This window comes from Streptomyces sp. NPDC059788 (genome assembly GCF_042732265.1).
Classification (GTDB): domain Bacteria; phylum Actinomycetota; class Actinomycetes; order Streptomycetales; family Streptomycetaceae; genus Streptomyces.
This window is the reverse complement of record NZ_JBHWHY010000001.1, coordinates 64,009-81,355: the sequence shown is the minus strand read 5'-3', so window position 1 is coordinate 81,355 and position 17,347 is coordinate 64,009. Positions and strand designations below refer to the sequence as shown.

Annotated in this window: 24 protein-coding genes; 8 read left to right on the top strand and 16 right to left on the bottom strand. The window is 72.6% G+C overall.

The genetic code is table 11. The features are described 5' to 3' along the window. Positions 1–249 precede the first annotated feature (249 nt). Positions 250–2,001 (top strand): LuxR family transcriptional regulator, encoded by a 1,752-nt coding sequence (locus ACFV57_RS00610; RefSeq protein WP_385224145.1) that lies wholly within the window; start codon positions 250–252, stop codon positions 1,999–2,001. An 18-nt stretch (positions 2,002–2,019) separates the two neighbouring features. Here ACFV57_RS00610 and ACFV57_RS00605 read toward each other — a convergent pair whose 3' ends face one another. Beyond that, positions 2,020–2,664: a DedA family protein gene (locus ACFV57_RS00605; protein WP_385224620.1), complete on the bottom strand. Its 645-nt coding sequence runs from the start codon at positions 2,662–2,664 to the stop codon at positions 2,020–2,022. Between the two features lie 399 nt (positions 2,665–3,063). Next, entirely contained in the window at positions 3,064–3,528 is a 465-nt protein-coding gene (locus ACFV57_RS00600) for a DUF4442 domain-containing protein (RefSeq protein WP_385224143.1), read from the bottom strand. 151 nt (positions 3,529–3,679) lie between these two features. Here ACFV57_RS00600 and ACFV57_RS00595 point away from each other — a divergent pair, with 151 nt between their 5' ends. Then, positions 3,680–5,017: an MFS transporter gene (locus tag ACFV57_RS00595; RefSeq protein ID WP_385224141.1), complete on the top strand. Its 1,338-nt coding sequence runs from the start codon at positions 3,680–3,682 to the stop codon at positions 5,015–5,017. A gap of 65 nt (positions 5,018–5,082) precedes the next feature. On the opposite strand, the gene ACFV57_RS00590 is transcribed toward ACFV57_RS00595, so the two are convergent. The 4 genes from ACFV57_RS00590 to ACFV57_RS00575 form a co-directional block, all read right to left on the bottom strand. Then, entirely contained in the window at positions 5,083–5,874 is a 792-nt protein-coding gene (locus tag ACFV57_RS00590; protein WP_385224619.1) for a spermidine synthase, read from the bottom strand. Between the two features lie 207 nt (positions 5,875–6,081). Further along, positions 6,082–6,924: a patatin-like phospholipase family protein gene (locus ACFV57_RS00585; RefSeq protein WP_385224139.1), complete on the bottom strand. Its 843-nt coding sequence runs from the start codon at positions 6,922–6,924 to the stop codon at positions 6,082–6,084. 222 nt (positions 6,925–7,146) lie between these two features. Continuing rightward, positions 7,147–8,322 carry an elongation factor Tu gene (gene tuf / locus ACFV57_RS00580; RefSeq protein WP_385224137.1) on the bottom strand — a complete coding sequence of 392 codons (1,176 nt, stop codon included), beginning with the start codon at positions 8,320–8,322 and terminating at the stop codon, positions 7,147–7,149. Between the two features lie 115 nt (positions 8,323–8,437). Beyond that, the gene (locus ACFV57_RS00575) at positions 8,438–8,671 is read right to left on the bottom strand and encodes a hypothetical protein (RefSeq protein ID WP_385224135.1); all 234 of its coding nucleotides are present in this window, start codon (positions 8,669–8,671) and stop codon (positions 8,438–8,440) included. 178 nt (positions 8,672–8,849) lie between these two features. Here ACFV57_RS00575 and ACFV57_RS00570 point away from each other — a divergent pair, with 178 nt between their 5' ends. From ACFV57_RS00570 to ACFV57_RS00560, 3 genes are all read left to right on the top strand, one after another. Further along, on the top strand, positions 8,850–9,551 hold the full coding sequence (locus ACFV57_RS00570; protein ID WP_385224133.1) for a TVP38/TMEM64 family protein: 702 nt from the start codon (positions 8,850–8,852) through the stop codon (positions 9,549–9,551). 195 nt (positions 9,552–9,746) lie between these two features. Next, entirely contained in the window at positions 9,747–10,634 is an 888-nt protein-coding gene (locus ACFV57_RS00565; RefSeq protein ID WP_385224131.1) for an undecaprenyl-diphosphate phosphatase, read from the top strand. A gap of 425 nt (positions 10,635–11,059) precedes the next feature. Beyond that, positions 11,060–11,713 (top strand): GntR family transcriptional regulator, encoded by a 654-nt coding sequence (locus ACFV57_RS00560; protein WP_385224129.1) that lies wholly within the window; start codon positions 11,060–11,062, stop codon positions 11,711–11,713. Between the two features lie 63 nt (positions 11,714–11,776). On the opposite strand, the gene ACFV57_RS00555 is transcribed toward ACFV57_RS00560, so the two are convergent. Then, positions 11,777–12,205: a hypothetical protein gene (locus ACFV57_RS00555; RefSeq protein ID WP_385224127.1), complete on the bottom strand. Its 429-nt coding sequence runs from the start codon at positions 12,203–12,205 to the stop codon at positions 11,777–11,779. A 151-nt stretch (positions 12,206–12,356) separates the two neighbouring features. Here ACFV57_RS00555 and ACFV57_RS00550 point away from each other — a divergent pair, with 151 nt between their 5' ends. Both ACFV57_RS00550 and ACFV57_RS00545 read left to right on the top strand, forming a co-directional pair. Then, positions 12,357–12,620, top strand: a complete 264-nt coding sequence (locus ACFV57_RS00550) for a GntR family transcriptional regulator (protein ID WP_385224125.1) — start codon at positions 12,357–12,359, stop codon at positions 12,618–12,620. 40 nt (positions 12,621–12,660) lie between these two features. Beyond that, the gene (locus tag ACFV57_RS00545) at positions 12,661–12,810 is read left to right on the top strand and encodes a hypothetical protein (protein ID WP_385224123.1); all 150 of its coding nucleotides are present in this window, start codon (positions 12,661–12,663) and stop codon (positions 12,808–12,810) included. On the opposite strand, the gene ACFV57_RS00540 is transcribed toward ACFV57_RS00545, so the two are convergent. Further along, positions 12,807–13,238: a DUF6221 family protein gene (locus ACFV57_RS00540; RefSeq protein WP_385224121.1), complete on the bottom strand. Its 432-nt coding sequence runs from the start codon at positions 13,236–13,238 to the stop codon at positions 12,807–12,809. The genes ACFV57_RS00545 and ACFV57_RS00540 overlap by 4 nt on opposite strands. 385 nt (positions 13,239–13,623) lie before the next feature. Between ACFV57_RS00540 and ACFV57_RS00535 the strand changes: the two genes are divergently transcribed. Beyond that, positions 13,624–13,848: a hypothetical protein gene (locus tag ACFV57_RS00535; protein WP_385224119.1), complete on the top strand. Its 225-nt coding sequence runs from the start codon at positions 13,624–13,626 to the stop codon at positions 13,846–13,848. A gap of 11 nt (positions 13,849–13,859) precedes the next feature. Here ACFV57_RS00535 and ACFV57_RS00530 read toward each other — a convergent pair whose 3' ends face one another. From ACFV57_RS00530 to ACFV57_RS00495, 8 genes are all read right to left on the bottom strand, one after another. Further along, positions 13,860–14,018, bottom strand: a complete 159-nt coding sequence (locus ACFV57_RS00530) for a hypothetical protein (RefSeq protein WP_385224117.1) — start codon at positions 14,016–14,018, stop codon at positions 13,860–13,862. Between the two features lie 282 nt (positions 14,019–14,300). Continuing rightward, positions 14,301–14,462: a hypothetical protein gene (locus ACFV57_RS00525; protein WP_385224115.1), complete on the bottom strand. Its 162-nt coding sequence runs from the start codon at positions 14,460–14,462 to the stop codon at positions 14,301–14,303. Positions 14,463–14,466: 4 nt separating this feature from the next. Next, positions 14,467–14,820, bottom strand: a complete 354-nt coding sequence (locus ACFV57_RS00520; protein WP_385224113.1) for a hypothetical protein — start codon at positions 14,818–14,820, stop codon at positions 14,467–14,469. Next, entirely contained in the window at positions 14,817–15,248 is a 432-nt protein-coding gene (locus ACFV57_RS00515; protein ID WP_385224111.1) for a hypothetical protein, read from the bottom strand. Before ACFV57_RS00515 ends, ACFV57_RS00520 begins: the two co-directional genes overlap by 4 nt. A 9-nt stretch (positions 15,249–15,257) precedes the next feature. Further along, positions 15,258–15,518 (bottom strand): hypothetical protein, encoded by a 261-nt coding sequence (locus ACFV57_RS00510; RefSeq protein ID WP_385224109.1) that lies wholly within the window; start codon positions 15,516–15,518, stop codon positions 15,258–15,260. Between the two features lie 10 nt (positions 15,519–15,528). Beyond that, complete coding sequence (locus tag ACFV57_RS00505) at positions 15,529–16,356, bottom strand: N-acetylmuramoyl-L-alanine amidase (protein WP_385224107.1); 828 nt, start codon at positions 16,354–16,356, stop codon at positions 15,529–15,531. 74 nt (positions 16,357–16,430) lie between these two features. Continuing rightward, the gene (locus tag ACFV57_RS00500) at positions 16,431–17,063 is read right to left on the bottom strand and encodes a hypothetical protein (protein ID WP_385224105.1); all 633 of its coding nucleotides are present in this window, start codon (positions 17,061–17,063) and stop codon (positions 16,431–16,433) included. Then, positions 17,063–17,344, bottom strand: coding sequence for a hypothetical protein (locus ACFV57_RS00495; RefSeq protein WP_385224103.1), 282 nt, complete (start codon positions 17,342–17,344; stop codon positions 17,063–17,065). The genes ACFV57_RS00500 and ACFV57_RS00495 overlap by 1 nt, the downstream gene beginning before the upstream one ends. Between the last annotated feature and the right edge of the window lie 3 nt (positions 17,345–17,347).

The following is a 17,347-nucleotide window of genomic DNA, read 5'->3' as shown; positions in this document are numbered from 1 at the left end:
AGAATAAGATCAACTGGTCGGCCGGTTACGGGGTCCCCCAGGCCACCGGTCCGGCCGCCCGTCACACGACGGGGTCACGGCCGCGCACGCCGTCGTGCGCTTCCAGGCATATGGATGTCGAACAGGCGGGTCCAGGTTCCCTCGATCGGTATGCCGGGATGAGGTTGATTCGCGCCCTCGGCTCCGGGCATCGTGTTTTTTCGACCGATGACGGCGCGGCACGAGGTGGTGCCGCGGACGGGGTGATCGATGAGCGCAGGGGCCGAGGGCCCGCCGCCGCCCGGGATCGCGGGGCGCGCGGCGGAGCACAGCGCGCTGCGCGGGCTGCTCGCCCGCACGCCGCTGGTGACCGTGACCGGTCCCGCGAACGTGGGGAAGAGCACACTCGCCCGCACCGTCCTGGAGGAGGCCGCACGGAACGGCGGCGGCCTCGACGGCGGCTTCGTCCGGGTCGGCTGCCGCGAGGACGTGGACGCGTCGGGCGTGGCCGCGGCCCTCAACCGGGCAGCGGGCCTGCCGTACGACACGCCGCCGGAGGCGCTGGCCGCCCACTGCGCCCGGCGTGGGCTGACCGTCCTGCTGGACGACTGCGATCCGATGACCGGCGCGTGCGCGTGGCTGGTGCGGCAGCTGCTGCGGGCGGGGGGTCGGCGGGAGGCCGGGGCGGATACGGGCGCGGGTACGGATGCGGGTGCGGATACGGGTGCGGGGTCTTCGGCGCGGGCCGGGCTGCGCATCGTGGCCACGTCGCGGCAGCCGCTGGGGCTCGGTGCGGAACACGTCGTGGCGGTGAGGCCGCTTCCCGCGGCGGCCGGCGGACCGGTGGAACCACACGTACCGCGTGCAGCACACGAAGCACACAACCCGCCCGATGTGCCTGATTCATCCGCGGCGGCGACGCTTGGCACCGCCGTCCCCCCAACCAGCAGCCCCCTCGGACCACCCCGGCCGGTGCCCGCACCGGTCGCCGCCCCCGGCCCCCACTCCCCCACCGACCGCCTGGTGTGGGCGCGGCTGTCCGTTCTGCCGGGGGACTTCGACGGCTGGCTGGCGGGGTGCGTCGCCGGGAGCAGTGACGTTTCTGCGCAGCAGGTCGAGGCCGCGCTCGAACGCCTGAGCCGGGCCATGGTGCTCGACCGCCTACGGCAGCCCCCGGCCACCACCGCACCCGCCCGGCCGCCCTCCCCGCCCCGCTACCGCCTGCCCGCCACGGCCCGCGCGATCGGCCTGGCACGCCTCCGGGCGGCGGGCGAGGAGGCCGCGACACTGCGTGCCTTCCGGATGGCCTGCGCGGCGCTCGCCGCCGAGGCGCAGATCGCCTGGCAGGGGCCCGACCGGCGGACGGCCGTACGCCTGGTGGAGACCGAGCGGCACCACCTGCAAGCGGCACTGACCCGCCCCTCGCAGGGCGCGGACGACGCCCTCACCGCACTCGACATCGCCGTCTCGCTGTGGTTCCGGTGGGCCGTGTGCGGCCGGCGGCGGGAAGGGCGCGCGCACCTCGACCGGCTGCTTCGACGCTCCGGGGACGACACCGCCGTACGGGCCCGCGCCCTGTGGCTGGCGGGCTGGCTCGCCGCGCAGGACCACGCCCGTCGCGCCGCCGGGTCGCTGCTCGACCGGGCCGCGCGGGCGGCCGCCCGGCACGCCGACGCGGACACCCTGGCCCGCGTCGCGCACGCCCGCGGCGTACTCGCGCTCCGCCGCGCGGACCCCCGCACCGCCGCCGCGTACCTGCGGCGGGCGGCCGAGCACCCGTACCAGGACGCCTGGTACGGGCCGGGGCCCGCGTACAGCCGGGCCCTGCTGGCCATCGCCCTGGCCGCGCCGGAACCGGCGGGCGCCCCGGCGTCCGGCCCGGCGGCCGTCGCGACGGCCGGCGCCACCACCGCCGGTTCCGGCACCGGCCGGGCCCTCGCCGCAGCCTCCGCCCCTGCCGTACAAGGCAAAGCCCGCAGCGGCCCCCTCCCGGGGCCCCGCTGCGGGCATCACTTCACCTGACGGAACGTCCGTCCGTCGTCACTCCGCCATCGCGTCGACCGGCTTGGCCTGGGACACCTCGCGCTGGGCCGCCGCCTTCGCGGCCCGCCGCTTCATCACGACGAACGAACCGATGCCGAACAGCACCGCGGCCACCAGCCCCAGCCCCGAGAACTTCTTCAGCCAGGGCTCGGCGACCATGCCGACGCTGTAGATCAGCGCGGTCGTGCCGCCGGCCCAGACGATGCCGCCGAGCACGTTCGCGATGAGGAACTTCCAGTACGGCATGTTCAGCACGCCCGCGAGCGGACCGGCGAAGATCCGCAGCAGGGCGATGAAGCGGCCGAAGAAGACCGCCCACATGCCCCACTTGTCGAACTTCTCCTCGGCCATCGCCACGTGATCGGGCCCGAAGTGCTTGGGGAACTTCCGCCCGGCCCAGCTGATCAGCGGCCGGCCGCCCTTGCGGCCGATCAGGTAGCCGATGGAGTCCCCGATGATCGCGCCCGCGGACGCGCAGGCCCCCAGCACGACCGGATTGATGTGGTCCTGCGTCGCGGCGAGGATCGCCGCGCTGACGAGGACGATCTCGCCGGGCAGCGGAATGCCGAGGCTCTCCAGGCCGATGACCAGCCCCACCAGGAGGTACACGCCCACGGCCGGTACCGTCTCCAGCCATTCCATCTGCAACGCCGCTTCCTCCACTAGGTGTCGGGCCCCCGTGGGCCGCTGCCCGGCGTCCGGCGACGCCTTCGAAGATCGCAAGTCCCCCGTGCGCGCACGCCGTCGCGCGCGCCCGGGAAGCCTACTCGATCTCCTCGGGCCGCCCCGCTGCCCGCCGTCACGGCCCCGGCCCGCCGCGGGTGCGCGAGGGGCCGGCCGGACACGGGAGCCGGGGGCCGGTGACCGGGCCGTTTCTCCGTACGAGACCTCGTACGCGTTCTCGGTACGAGCTCTCCGTACGAGACGCGGCCCGGTGGCGTGGAGTTGCCTGGGACCTGGGGAAATTTCCCCGCGGTCCCCCGTGGGGGCGCCGGGCGCCCCGCGCGCCGGGGCGCCGCGGACACCCCGGAGCGGGCCGTCCTACGCGGCGGGGTTGTTCGGACGCAGCGTCCACACGATGGTCATCTCGCCGGTGACCGCGCCGTCCTCCCTGGTGATGGCGACGTTCACCGGGAACTCCGGCCGCTCCCCCGCGTCCAGCCCGGCCACGATCTCGGCGGCCGGCCGGCCGAGTTCGGCGGTGGCGGTGACCGGGCCCATGGCGAGCTTCTTGTAGCCGATCTCGGCCCGTACGGCGAGCGGCACCGCCCGCGAGAGCTGGTCGCCGAAGGCCGCGAGCACGATCGCGCCGCTGGCCGACTCGGCGAGCGTGAACATCGCGCCGGCGTGCGGTCCGCCGACATGGTTGTGGTAATCCGCCTGGTCGGGCAGCCGGACCACGGCCCGCTCCGCGGTGGTCTCGGTGAATTCGAGGTTGAGCGTACGGGCCATCGGCACGGTGGCCGCCATCATTTCGCCGATCGACGGCTTGGTCTCGGAGGACATGGCGGCATGTTACCTACGAGTAGCTTGCCGGGGAAGCCCCGCCCGGCTTTCCGGCCCGGCGGCCGGGACGCTTATCGTGGTGGCCCATGTGGCCAGGTCAGCAGCCGCCCGGAGGCGAGCAGAACCCGTATCCCGCGCGGCACGCGGTCCCATGGCGCACCCGGGTGCGGCCGTGCTGACCACCGACCGCGCGGACGACCGCGACGGCACCCGCCGCCCCCGCCGCCGCCCGGACTGGGCCGGCCGCAACTACACCCTGCTGACCACCGCCGCCGTCGTCGCCAACCTCGGCAGCGCCGGGTCGCTGATCGCGGCGGCGTTCGCGGTGCTCGGCACGGGCGGCTCGGCCACCGACGTCGGCCTGGTCGCCACCGCCCGTACGATCCCGCTCGTCGTCTTCCTCCTGATCGGCGGCGCGGTCGCCGACCGGCTGCCGCGCCACCGCGTGATGGTCGCCGCGAACGCGCTCAACTGCGTCTCGCAGGGCGCCTTCGCGCTCCTCGTCCTGAGCGGGGAGGCGCGGCTGTGGCAGATGGCGGTGCTGGCCGCCCTAGGCGGCACCGGACAGGCGTTCTTCGCCCCGGCCTCCGAGGGGATGGTCCTCTCCAGCGTCTCCGGCGAGCACTCCGGCCGGGCCTTCGCCTTCTTCCGTATGAGCATGAACGGCGCGAACATCGGCGGCGCCGCGCTCGGCGGCGCACTGGTCGCCGCCGTCGGCCCCGGCTGGGTCCTGGCCATCGACGCCGCGGCCTTCGCCGTCGCGGGCGCCCTGCGCGCCTTCCTGGACGTCGGCCACATCCCCGAGCGCGCACCGGCGGCCGGACTCCTGAAGGACCTGCGCGACGGCTGGCGCGAGGTGGTGTCCCGGCCCTGGCTGTGGGCCGTGGTCGGACAGTTCGCGGTCGTCAACGCCGTCGTGGTGGCGGCCGAGGCGGTGTACGGGCCGATGGTCGCCGAGGAACACCTGGGCGGCCCCCGGCCGTGGGGCCTCGCGCTGGCCGCGTTCGGGGCCGGCACGGTCGGCGGCGCGCTGCTCATGATGCGCGTCAGACCCCGCCGCATCCTGCTCACCGGCGTCCTGTGCGTCTTCCCGCTCGCCCTGCCCTCGGCCGCGCTCGCCGTACCGGTGCCGGTCACCGCCCTGGTCCTGGTGATGTTCGGCACCGGCATCGCGGTCGAGGTGTTCGGCGTGATGTGGATGATGGCGCTGCACCAGGAGATACCGGAGGAGAAGTTCTCCCGGGTCTCGTCGTACGACTGGTTCGGCTCGCTGGCGATCACTCCGCTGGCCACCGCGCTCGCCGGCCCCGTACAGGACCTCATCGGGCGGACCGCCGCGCTGTGGGGCTGCTCCGCGCTGATCGCGCTGCTGACGGCCGCCGTACTGTGCGTACCGGACGTGCGCAGGCTGACGCGCCGGTCGGGCGACGCCCCGGGCTCGCCGGACGGGGAGCCGGAGGAACTCGGGAAGGCCGCTCCGGCCACCTAGACCGGCTGCCTGGCGGGAAGGACGGACTAACGGAAGGCCGGGCCGGCTCCCGAACCGGCCGCGCCTCAGCCGATGCTGAAGGCGCCGTCGGGCGGCCGGGGCGACGGCACGGACTGCGCGTCGTGCACGGGCGCGGCGTCGCCGGTCAGCCGCCGGAGCGCGGCGCCGTGCTCGACCCGCGCGGGGAACACGTCGGCGGCGGCACGCCGGGCCAGCTGCGCGAGGGGCAGTTCGGCACGGGACGCGGCCAGCACGATGTTGCCGAAGCGGCGCCCGCGCAGCACCGCGGGCTCGGCGATCACACACAGGTGCTCGAACACGGTGGCGAAATTCGCCAGCTGGGACCGGAGGAAACCGAAGGGCGCGCTGTCGGCCAGGTTCGCCGCGTAGATCCCCTGCGGGCGCAGGACGCGGGCGGCAGCACGCGCGTACTCGACCGAGCCCAGGTGCGCGGGCACCCGCGAGCCGCCGAAGACGTCCGCCACGATCACGTCCGCGCTCCGCTCCGGCGCCGCTTCCAAAGCCGTACGGGCGTCCTCGGCACGCACCGCGATACCGCAGTCCGCAGGCAGCGGCAGCTGTTCGGCGACCAGGGCGAGCAGCCCGCGGTCGGCCTCGACGACGTCCTGGCGCGAGCCGGGGCGGGTCGCGGCGAGGTAGCGCGGCAGGGTCAGCGCCCCGCCGCCGAGGTGCAGTACGTCCAGCGGCTCGGCGGGGTCGGCAGCGGCGTCCAGAACGGCCGCGAGCCGGCGCGCGTACTCGAATTCCAGGTCGGTCGGCGCGTCGAGATCCACGTACGACTGCGGGGCGCCGTCCACGGTCAGCAGCCAGGCACGCGGGCGGTCCACGTCCGGCATCAGCTTGGCGATACCGCAGTCGACGGCTCGGGTGACGGGGACGGGATCGCTCGTATCAACCTCTGGCACAGGATCGGCCGCCGGTACGGCCGACCCTGCCGCCCGTACCGCCTCGCCCCTCGTGCCCGGTATCTGCTCGGCTGCTTCGTCCACCGTCCTATTGTGCCGGTACGAGCAGGCGCCACACCCCTCCGGGAACCGGCTCCTTCACCCCGCCCACACCGACCGGACCTCCTCCAGGTGCGCCGCGGCCTGGCGGCGTCCCGCGCGGGCCGCGTCGGCGCGCTTCGCCGGGTCCAGGACGTTGCGGCCGAAGGCGGCGCGGGCCGCGCGGTCGGGCACCATGACGCACACCCGGGCTCCGCGCCGCGCCAGGGCCGCCCCCTGCGACCGCGCGGTGGCGACGGGCCCGCCGCCGGCCGCCACCGGCGCCAGGACGACGACCCGGCCGTACCCGTCGGCGAGATCCGCGTTGGCGCTGGAGTGCACACCTCCGTCGATCCACCGTTTGCCCCCGATGTGCACCGGCGGCCACACGCCGGGCACCGCGCAGCTCGCGCTCACCGCGTCGACCAGGTCCGTCCCGCTCGCGCCGTCGAAGGCCGTGCGCTCGCCCGTCGCCGCGTCGACCGCGGTGATCAGTAGCCGCCGCGCCGGCCAGTCATGGCTGGCCAGCCGCCGTGCGATGGCGTCGCGGCGGCTGGGTCCGGACGCGGCGCGGGCCGCCAGCGCGAGACGCCCCATCCGGACCCCGAAGTCCGCGGCGTCGCGCGAACGCAGCGCCAGATACCCGAAACGGACCAGCTCCCGCGCCCCCATGCGCGCCGCGCTCTCCTCCGTGACCGGGGCCAGCTGCCGCGCGAACAGCTCGTCCGCCGTCAGCCGGCCGGACGTGAGCTGGGCGCCGACGATCGAACCGGCCGAGGTCCCGATGACGACATCGGCGCTGTCGAGGTCGACACCGGCCTCGACGAGACCGGCGAGCATCCCGATCTCCCATCCGATGCCCGTATAGCCCCCGCCGCCCAGCACCAGCGCCGTCCCCGTCATCGCCGCCCCCTTCCGGTTCGGTCCGGAGCACCTCGTACGGCGCCCCGCAGGCAGCCCGGCATGGCGCCCCGCGCAGGCACCCCCGTACGGCAGTGTGGCAGCCCGTACCGGGCGCGCTGGGGCCGGTGGAACCACCGGGTCAACAGGGGCAACCGGGACGGAACGGCACGGCCCCGAAGCGGGCGCGGCACTCCAACCACGCCCGCCCCGGCACCCCTGCCCCTACATCCCGGCCACCGTCAGGACCGTGCCGGCCCCCACCGTCCTGCCGCCCTCACGGATGGCGAAACCGAGTCCGGGCTCCAGCGGGATGTCGCGTCCCAGCTCGACGGTCATCGTCACCGTCTCGCCGGGCCGGGCGATCCCGCGCCCGCCGAGGTCGACGTCGCCGACCACGTCCGCCGTACGGATGTAGAACTGTGGTCGGTAGCCCGTGGAGAGCGGCGTGCGACGGCCGCCCTCCTCCGTGGACAGGACGTACACCTCGGCGGTGAAGCGCCGCCGCGGCGTCACGCTGCCGGGCGCGGCGACGACGTGCCCCCTGCGCACCTCGTCCCGGTGCAGGCCGCGCAGAAGCAGCGCGACGTTGTCCCCGGCCTCGGCCGACTCCATCGGCTTCCCGAAGGTCTCCACCCCGGTCACGGTGGTCTCCGTGTCCGCGCCCAGCACCGCCACCCGGTCGCCGACGCGCACCGTGCCGCGCTCGACGGCGCCGGTGACGACGGTGCCGCGCCCGGTGATGGTCAGGACGTTCTCCACGGGCAGCAGGAACGGCGCGTCGAGATACCGCTCCGGCGTCGGCACGTAGGTGTCCACCGCGTCGAGCAGCGCCTCGATGGCCTGGCTCCAGCGCGGGTCGCCCTCCAGGGCGCGCAGCCCGGATACCCGTACGACGGGTACGTGGTCCCCGTCGTAACCGTGCGCCGTCAGCAGCTCGCGGACCTCCAGCTCGACCAGGTCGGTCAGCTCGGGGTCACCCGCGTCCGCCTTGTTCAGCGCGACGACGATGTACCGGACGCCGACCTGCTTGGCGAGCAGGACGTGCTCGGCGGTCTGCGGCATGATCCCGTCGAGCGCGGAGACGACCAGGATCGCGCCGTCGAGCTGCGCCGCGCCGGTGACCATGTTCTTGATGAAGTCGGCGTGGCCCGGCATGTCGACGTGGGCGTAGTGCCGGGTGTCCGTCTCGTACTCGACGTGCGAGATGTTGATGGTGATGCCGCGGGCGGCCTCCTCCGGGGCCCGGTCGATCCGGTCGAAGGGCACGAAGGTGCCGCTGCCGCGCTCGCTGAGCACCTTGGTGATCGCGGCGGTCAGGGTGGTCTTGCCGTGGTCGACGTGGCCCATGGTGCCGATGTTCAGGTGCGGCTTGGTGCGCACGTATGCCGTCTTGGGCATGGCTGTTCTTCCTCGCAACAACGCGGTGAATACGGCGGCGTGACGCGCCGCCGTGGGAACCCCTGAACCCCACCGACCCTCCCCCTGCGGGGTCCGCCGGTCGATCCGGAGAGGGTCAGCTTCGCGCGCCGTCGGTCGCGGGGACGGCTGCGCCTGCCGCTGCTGCGGCGGGGGCGGCGATGCCTGCTGCGACGGTGTCGGTGTTATCCGCGGCGACTGCGGCGCCGGGGAACGGCACGGCGTCGGCCTCGGTCTTGAGGGCGGCGATGAGGGCCGCGATCGAGTCGACGGCAGCCTTCGGCGCGTCCGCGACTGCGGACGTGAGCGCGAGGTACGGCTGCCGGAACATGGACCGAGGATCTCGCGCGGCGGCCCGTCCCGTCGAACGATTTATTCACGCCCCGAGTTGGCCCTCCCCACCCCTGGCCCCCTCTCCTCCCTTCCACTCCTCCTTCCCCACCACCCCCTTAACCCTTGATCGATCACGAATACACCTGCTCGCCACGCTCGTCGGTTACGCTCCCGGGATGCTCGAACCCGCAGCAACGCCCGACGGCCTCGCCGCGCGCTGCACGCGTGTGCTCTTCTCCCCCTGGGCGCGCCTGGCCGTACTCCTCGTCCTGCTCGCCGGCGCCGCCGTCGCGATGATCGTCTGGCAGCCGCAACGGCTGCTGGCCCACGGCTGGCCACCGGCGTGGGCCGGTGGCGGCGCCGTCGTGATCTTCGGGCTCGCGTACGGGCTGTGCACCACGGCCTTCGTCCCCCGGCCGGTCCTCAACCTCGCCGCCGGCGCGATCTTCGGCAGTCTGTCCGGCTTCCTGTCCGCCCTGGCCGGTACGGTCCTCGGCGCGGGCCTGGCCTTCGGGCTCGGCCGCCTGCTGGGACAGGACGCCCTACGGCCCCTGCTGCGGGCCCGCTGGCTGACCGCCGCCGACCGGCAGCTCAGCGAACACGGCTTCCGCTCCATGATGGCGATCCGGCTCTTCCCCGGCCTGCCGTTCTGCGCCACCAACTACTGCGCCGCGGTCTCCCGCATGGGCTGGGGCGCGTTCCTGCTGGCCACCACTCTCGGCAGTGTGCCCAACACCGCCGCGTACGTCATCGCCGGCGCCCGCGCCTCGTCCCCCACCTCGCCGGCCTTCCTGATCTCCACGGCCTTCATCGTGCTGTCGGGTCTGGCCGCGGTGCTCGTGGCCTGGCGCAAGCGTGCGTCACTTCGGGGGCGTTGACCGACAGGCGTCCGGAAAGAGTCCTTTGACCACTCGGACACTTTCGGGCGCTACGCTGCCCCTCGGCCGGTCGCTGATCCCGCCGGCCACCCGCACACACTCCCGTCCCTTTCGACCTCGTGTCCGCCCTCGTGCCGCCCGACCCGCGTCTTCGCTGGGTAAGCGCTTGATCACCCTCTGGATAGCGTAGCTTCGATGCACTGGTTTGAATCCTTCATCCTCGGCCTGGTCCAAGGGTTGACCGAGTTCCTGCCCATCTCCTCCAGCGCGCACCTGCGCCTGACCGCGGCGTTCGCGGGCTGGCACGACCCCGGCGCGGCCTTCACCGCCATCACGCAGATCGGCACCGAGGCCGCCGTACTGATCTACTTCCGCAAGGACATCGCGCGGATCATCTCGACCTGGGCGCGCTCCCTCGTCAACCGCGACCTGCGACACGACCACGACGCCCAGATGGGATGGCTGGTCATCGTCGGCTCGATCCCGATCGGCGTTCTGGGCATCACCCTCAAGGACGCCATCGAGGGCCCCTTCCGCGACCTGCGCCTGATCGCGACCACCCTCATCGTCATGGGCGTCGTCCTGGGCATCGCGGACCGCCTGGCCGCCCGCGACGAGTCCGGCGGCCGGCACCGCGCCGTCAAACAGCGCAAGACCCTCACCGACCTGAACGTCAAGGACGGCCTGCTCTACGGCGTCTGCCAGGCCATGGCCCTGATCCCCGGCGTCTCCCGCTCCGGCGCCACCATCAGCGGCGGCCTCCTGATGGGCTACACCCGCGAGTCGGCGGCCCGCTACTCCTTCCTCCTCGCCATCCCCGCCGTACTGGCCTCCGGCGTCTACGAACTCAAGGACGCCTTCGGCGACGACGCCACCGCGAGCCACGTCTCCTGGGGCCCGACCATCTTCGCCACGGTCATCGCCTTCGTCGTCGGCTACGCCGTCATCGCCTGGTTCATGAAGTTCATCACCACGAAGAGCTTCATGCCGTTCGTCATCTACCGCATCCTCCTCGGCATCGCCCTGTTCGCCCTGGTCAGCGCAGGCGTACTGAGCCCGCACGCGGGGGAATCGGCGGGCTGAGGGGGCGGTTCGGAGCCTAGCCGAGCCAGCCGAAAAGACGGACTTAGTTAGCGCAAGTTATCGCGTACTACCGCTGGTTTACCTTGATCATCTCCCATAATTCTCCCATCGCCACGCACACGAAAGCCGGCCCCGGCGCGCACCTTGGGGGGTGACACGGCGAGCCGGGGCCGGCGTCTTGCCCAACGAGCGCTTCGCGGAGTGATGACGCCCGGCGGCACGCTCGGTCGGGTGATTGTGGCGGCGGCGATGACGGGCGGACGTGACCATCCACCCTGGCCACCTAGGTAGATGACGAGTCAATAACTACCCTGGCACATGACACTGACAATGACCGGCAGCTGTGCAGCATCTTGATATATCAAGCCCGATGCCGACTTCCTAGCCTGGCGATCTCACCGAGGGAAGATCGCTAAGGGGCTGTCGTGGAGGCGCTGCATCGCCGCATCGCAGCCGACCTCACCCGCCGCATACAGCGAGGCGACTGGCAGCCCGGCGACCGCATCCCCTCCCGCGCCGAGCTCGCCGCGGAGTATGACGTCCACGAGCAGACCGTCCGGCTGGCCGTGACGCTCCTGCGAAGGCGCGGCATCCTCGAAGGCGAGCAGCGCAGCCGCCTGCTCGTCGCGCATCCTCCTGCCGTGCGCGCACTCATCGCCCCGGACGCCGACTGGCCGCATCCGTCGGAGACCACCGACACCACGCCGCGCCGCGCCACCGCCGAACTGGCGGCCCGCCTGGATGCGCCGACCGGTACGCGCCTGCAGCACGAGACCGTCGAGTGTCTGGACCCGGGCGGCCGGTCGGCGATGCTGGTGTCGTCGTGGTGGCGCGGCCGGCGCCAGCCGCACAGCTCGTTCGTCGTCGAGGTGGGCGTCGTCGAGCTGAGCGAGAGACAGGCTCACGCGCTCGGGCTGACTGTGGACGCGCTCGCGTACCGGCTCGTCAGGACGCGCCTGGACGTGGCGGGTCGGGCTGTGGAGACGGCTGATCTCGTCCTCCCGATGGACCGGTGGGTACTCCGGCTGGGTCCGCAGGGTCTGGGCGGACGTTCATGTAACAGTAAACTATTGCCCTGACGCATGTGCCAGGGTGTGAGCCGAGTTCCCGCGGGCGCTCTCTTTACACCCCGTGTGAATCCGTCACCCACCGTGCGAGCTGCGGCCTGAGGTGCGCGGCAGCAGGTCGCGCAGCGCGGCGGGGTCGGTGAGCAGCGGCCGGTCTTCGGGGTGCAGGCGCCAGAACAGGCGCCGGCTGCGCTGCTGGAGGCCGGGTACATACAGCTGCCCGTCAGGGCGGGCACCCTCCCACGGCGGCAGCTGGTGCCCGGAGGCGGTCCCCAGGGGCACGAGCCAGGTCATGGTGGGCCAGCGCTGGTGGTTGTCTTCGATGACGGCGCCGGAGCCGAGGCCGAGCGCGGCGAGGAGCTGCTGGCCGACCGGTCGCGGTACGCACACGGCGTCGACGCCGAGCGCGGAGATGTCCGTTATGACTTTCAGGCCGGCGCCGCGGGGAATCCAGGCGGGAAGCGGCGCTGTCAGGCCCAGAGGGGTGGTCTTAGGATCGGTCATGGCTACCTGCTCATCTCAGGTTGTCCGTGCCCCCGGGCCGGTCCCACGGTCGCGGGGGTGTTTCATGACTGTACCGCTTCATGGAGCGGTATAGAGCGGTAGGCCGCTACCTGGCGATCTGCGCAGCTCAGTGCCGGTTTACGGTGCTGCCATGGCTGATGATCATGGCGTGCCGCCGGTCGACCCGACCCGTCCGGTCTACGTGTACGTGCAGGTGGCCGACCACATCGCGGCGCGGATCGCGTCCGGCGAGCTGCGCCCGGGTGCGCGCCTACAGGGCGAGCGGGACCTCGCCGAGGAGTACGGGGTGGCGATCGGCACTGCGCGGCGCGCGATCCAGGAGCTGCGGGACCGCAGCCTTGTCGTGACGCTGCCAGCGAAGGGCACGTTCATCGCGGAGGCGGCCGACGAATAAGCAGGGGCCGCTGTCAGTCCCCGCCCGTAAGATCCCGACCATGTCGACGACCGAGGCGAATGAGGCGATCCGCGCCTTCATGGCCGCCCGCGCCGGCCGCCCGCTGTGGCCGGAGGAGCGGGCGAAGTACGAGCGCCTGCTGGAAGCATGGGCTGCGGCGGTGCGGGCGGAGCTGGTGACGGCCGCCTAGGGCCGCCATTCCTGCCGGTAGTCGGGATGGTCGGCGTAGGACAGGGCGAGCAGCTTCACCGTGTCGCAGGGGTATTCCCAGTGCGCGCCGCCCATGCAGCCGCAGGAATCGTTCCCGTCGTCGCAGATGACGCAGCCGTCGTAGCTGCTGCTCTTGGCGTGCACCACCAGCAGGCGCCGCTTGGCGTCGACTTCGGCGAGGACGCGGGCCGGGTCGTGGCGGGCGATGTGCTCCGAGACTGACTTCGCCGCCGGGGTTGCATGCGGGCGCGCGATCTTCACGACCTCCCAGTGAGACAGTCGAGAGTCGCTGTCGTCTCCGGCCCCGGCGGCGTCCCACTCGTCGTAGGGCTGGCGCTCGGTGGTCGCCCGCGCCGCTGCCTCGTCTTCGCCGAGCCTGTCGCGCAGGAACTGCGTCAGGTCGTTCACGGTCCCCTCCAGGTAGCCGTTCGCCCCGCCCGGACAGCGGCCGGGCGGGGCGGTTCGAGCAGCGCTCCCAGCATGAGCGCACACATTGAATGTGGTGATTCGAGGGTACGGCCCGGCACTGACAACGCCGGTCGGTCAGCGGATCGCCTGCAGCGCGGCGATGAAAGCGGCAAGGATGACGGCGGTCACCGCAGCAACGGCGACGGCGCGGCGGTAGGCGGTGTCGTGGAACCAGCTCCGAACGTTCCGAATCATGGACGCCTCCGGTGAACGGCCCCGCCGCACGGGGGACGCGGCGGGGCCTGTGGACAGCATGGCAGAGCGGCGGCACTCGCGCGGGCGTCGTGCGGATGCGCACCCGCCGCACCTCCCGCACGCTGGTGTCATGGCCGCGCGCATCATCATCCAGGAGCCGTCCCCGACGGGCGGGCGGCGGGTGCGCGCCGACGGCACGATCCTTGGCCTCGCGCACTCCGACCGCGACGTGATCGAGTTCCTGCGGCGGGCTGGGCTGCCCGACTCCGAGCCGCTGCTCGACGACCCGGCGTGGGTGGAATGGCGCGGCGGGAGCCCGCACGACTACGGCGGACCGAGCCTCAGCAGCGCGTGACGCCGGGCCGATCAGCCCTCGGCGGCGATGCGTTCCCGGATGACGTCGAGCTGAGCTTCCATCTCGTCGCGCGTCAGGCGGTCGTCACGCCGCATAGCGCGCCAGGTGTACCAAGCCAGCTCGTAGGCCGCCTTGGCCGGACAGTCACCGTACTGCGGCTGCTCACCCATTCCCCCAGTATGGGTGACCACCGCGGCGAGGACGACGAAGCGCCCCGCCGCCTGCCGGAGCAGGGGCGGGGCGTGTGGTTCATGCGTCGAGCCACGGAGGCCGCAGGGCGGCGACCATAGCTGCCAGGCTCACCGTCGCCTGCTATGCCGCGTGCGGCTTCACGCCGGTCGATTGGTGACGCGGGATACGACGCTCGATCTGCCGGAGCGCGCGCTCTGTGGAGGGGTAAGGGCGAATGGCCATGTCTCATGATGCCTGACCCCGCCGACAATGAAGGCCAGTTACATGACTGTCGCGTCGAGCGTCTCGGTGGGCGGCGGTGGCGGCTCCGGTGACGGCACGGGCGGCGGCTCGGCGAGGCCGAGTTTCACCAGGCTGCCGAGGTCTCCGGCGGTCTCGTCGACGCGCGGCTCGGCAGGTTGCGGGGCGGGCTGGTCGGGCATGGTGTCACACTCCGGTGCGGTTGTACTCGTCGACGAGGTCGGGCGGCGCGGGCGGGGTGACGCCTCCGGCGCGCATCTGCAGGGTCAGCTCGCCCACGTACCCGGCGAAGGCGCGGACGATGGACCGCAGGCGCGTCGTCTCGGTGCGCAGTTCGCGGATCTCCTCCTGCATGTCGTCGCGGATCGCCTTGAAGGCCTCCAAGTCCGCGCGGCGTTGCTCGGGTTCGGCCTGTGCTTGAGCCGAAGCCCGCGCCGCTTCCGCGGTGGCCTGCGCCGCGGACTTCGTGGCGCGCGCGGCGAACCAGGCGGCGAGCGCCATACCCAGCGCGCCGACGATTCCGGCCCAGATGTTCGTCATGCGCCCTTGCCTCTCCGGGCGCGCGGCGCTGGGGGGACCGAGTGCTCGGGCACCGTCGCCGCCCACAGGATGACCCCGACGTGCGAGGTCAGGTACCAGATGGCGGCGTACCCGCCGCGGGGATAGTCGCCGCTGACGACGGCGACGGTGTAGGCGGTGGCCCAGGTGGTGGGGGGTACGAGGGCGACCGCGAAGCCGAGCCCGTCCCGGCCGACGCGCAGCCAGGCGCAGACGAGCATGGTGAGCCCGGCGACGATCCACAGCCACGCCCAGCAGTGCAGCGGCGCGACACGGGTCAGCAGGTCCAGGCCGACGGGATTGGGCTGGGGCTCGATGATGAAGCTCAGCCCCCAGCACGCCTTGCCGGTCCCGAGGATGAGGAGGAAAGCCCCGCGGCGGCCCAGGTGCTGCTTCAGCCGCCGGGCCACCGCGCACACTCACACCCCCGTGGCGAGCGAGGCGGAGTTCTTGACGCTGCTCCAGCGCGCGATGATGCCCTTCGCGAGGGACAGGACCGCGGCCACGCCGCCGGCCAGCGCGGCGTACCACATGGACGCGTCCAGCGGCGTCGTCACAACGACCCCGCCGATGAACGCCTGCAAGAACGTGGCCAGGACGCGCTCGACGAGATCGCGGGCGAAGGTGGCGCCGGTCTTGAGGACGGTCTCGGCGGACGGGAGGGAGATCGGTTCGGTCATGGTGGCCCCTTCAGGCGGTGAGCTTCTTCAGGAGCGCCTCGATGCGCTCCAGGCGGGTGACGAGGTCGGCCTGGCGCTGGTCGGCGTAGCGCAGGAACGTGCCTGCCTCGCGGGTGTTGTCCGCGTCGGTGTCGGTGGGACTGACCAGGCGGTGCGCCCAGATCTTCTTCACGTCAGCGTCGGTGAGTGCCACGTTCGTCTCCTCGGGGGTGGTGGGTGCGCCGGGCTTTCCGGCGAGGCGTCGGGCGATGCGGGCGCGCATGTCGGGCATGGTGAAGCCGCGCGGGTCGACCTTGTCGGCGGACCACTCCAGGTGTCCGATCGCGCTCTTCGCGGACCAGCCGTGGGCCCGGCAGATGGCGGCCGAGACGCGCTCGATGGCGTCGAGCTGGGCGGCGGGCCACGGGTCCTTGCCGTCGCCGCGGTTGATGCACTCGAAGCCGTAGAAGCGTGCGTTGCCGTCGACGCCGTTCGTGTTGCCCTTCGTCGGGCGAGACGGGGCGGTGCCGTAGGACTCGTCGGTGACCTGCTGCAGAACGCGCGGGTCGCCGCCGCCGGCATGGTTCGCGCGGCCGTAGCCGACGAGGTGCACGACGCCCGTCTTGTCGATGACGCCGTGGCACAGCGGGCCAGGCAGGCTGCTGTACCCGTCGCGGCAAAGCTGCACGGACGACGCGGTCCCGGAGGTCACGGTGTGGTGGATGACGACGCCGTGGACCGGCCCCCAGGCGCCCTTCGAGTTGCGGTTGTGGGTACGCCAGGAGCCGACCTCGACAACCTTGACGCCCTCGGCACGGAGCGCCGCGAGGAACGCAGCGGCGGGCAGGGGTGTGGCCATGGGGCCTCCAGATACACGAAAGGCCCCGGCATGGCGGGGCGTTGAGGGTTTCCCGGGGCCGGGAAATATGCAGGTCAGAGACTGTAAAAGAGCCCGTTGAGCGAGATCCACGGCGGGGTGATGCGCTCGGTCGCGTTGCTCGCGGTGGTGCCCACGATCTTCAGGTGTCCGTCGGGCTGCGCGTCCAGCTTGAGGCTGAGCGAGTCGGAGGTGACGGCGGAGCAGGCGGCCGGCACGGTGCGCAGCGACCCGGGCCGGGCGGCCGACGGCAGCGCCGCGCTGGTGATGATGCCGCCGTTGCTGATCACGGCGGGGCTGCCGAAGTAGGTGATGTCGATGCCGCCCTGCAGCATGACCGTCAGCTCGCCGAAAAGATTCACGACCCTGTACTGGGCGCTGCCGTTGGAGTTCCCGTTGTGGGCGAAGCCGCTGGCCAGAGGGATCGTCGTCCATGCCGAGGTGCCCGCAGCAACCACCGTCCAAGCTGTTCCGTCGTACACCGTCAGGAGTTTTTCGGCGACCAGGAAGGCGGCCATGCCCGCGACCGGGCTGGTGATGGTGGCGTTGCGGGCGGACGCGGACGCGAAGCGCATCACGCTGCGCGGCACGAGGCCGACGGCGAGGTTGCCGGCCAAGGTCTCAAGGTTGGGGGCGTCCGGCAGGGCGTAGACCTGTACGCCCTGCCCGTAGGTGTCGGTGGTGGGCATCAGGCCCCCGGCGCCGGGAGGAGCGTCACGTCGTGGCCGCCGGTGTAGACGAGGGTGGCGCGCGTCTCCGGGGACCCCTCGGCGCCTTCCAACTGCTCGGCGGCGAAAGTGGCGATCGTCTGTGTGATCCGGTCCAGTAGTGCAGGGGTCACGCCCTGGCCGCGGCCGTCGAGCTGGAGTTCGGCGGTGTACGCGAACATCGGGCTGTCGGTCAGCAGGTCGATGACGCGGACCTGGTGGACAACGCTGCGCGGGTAATACCCGTCGGCGGGGTGTGGCACGGG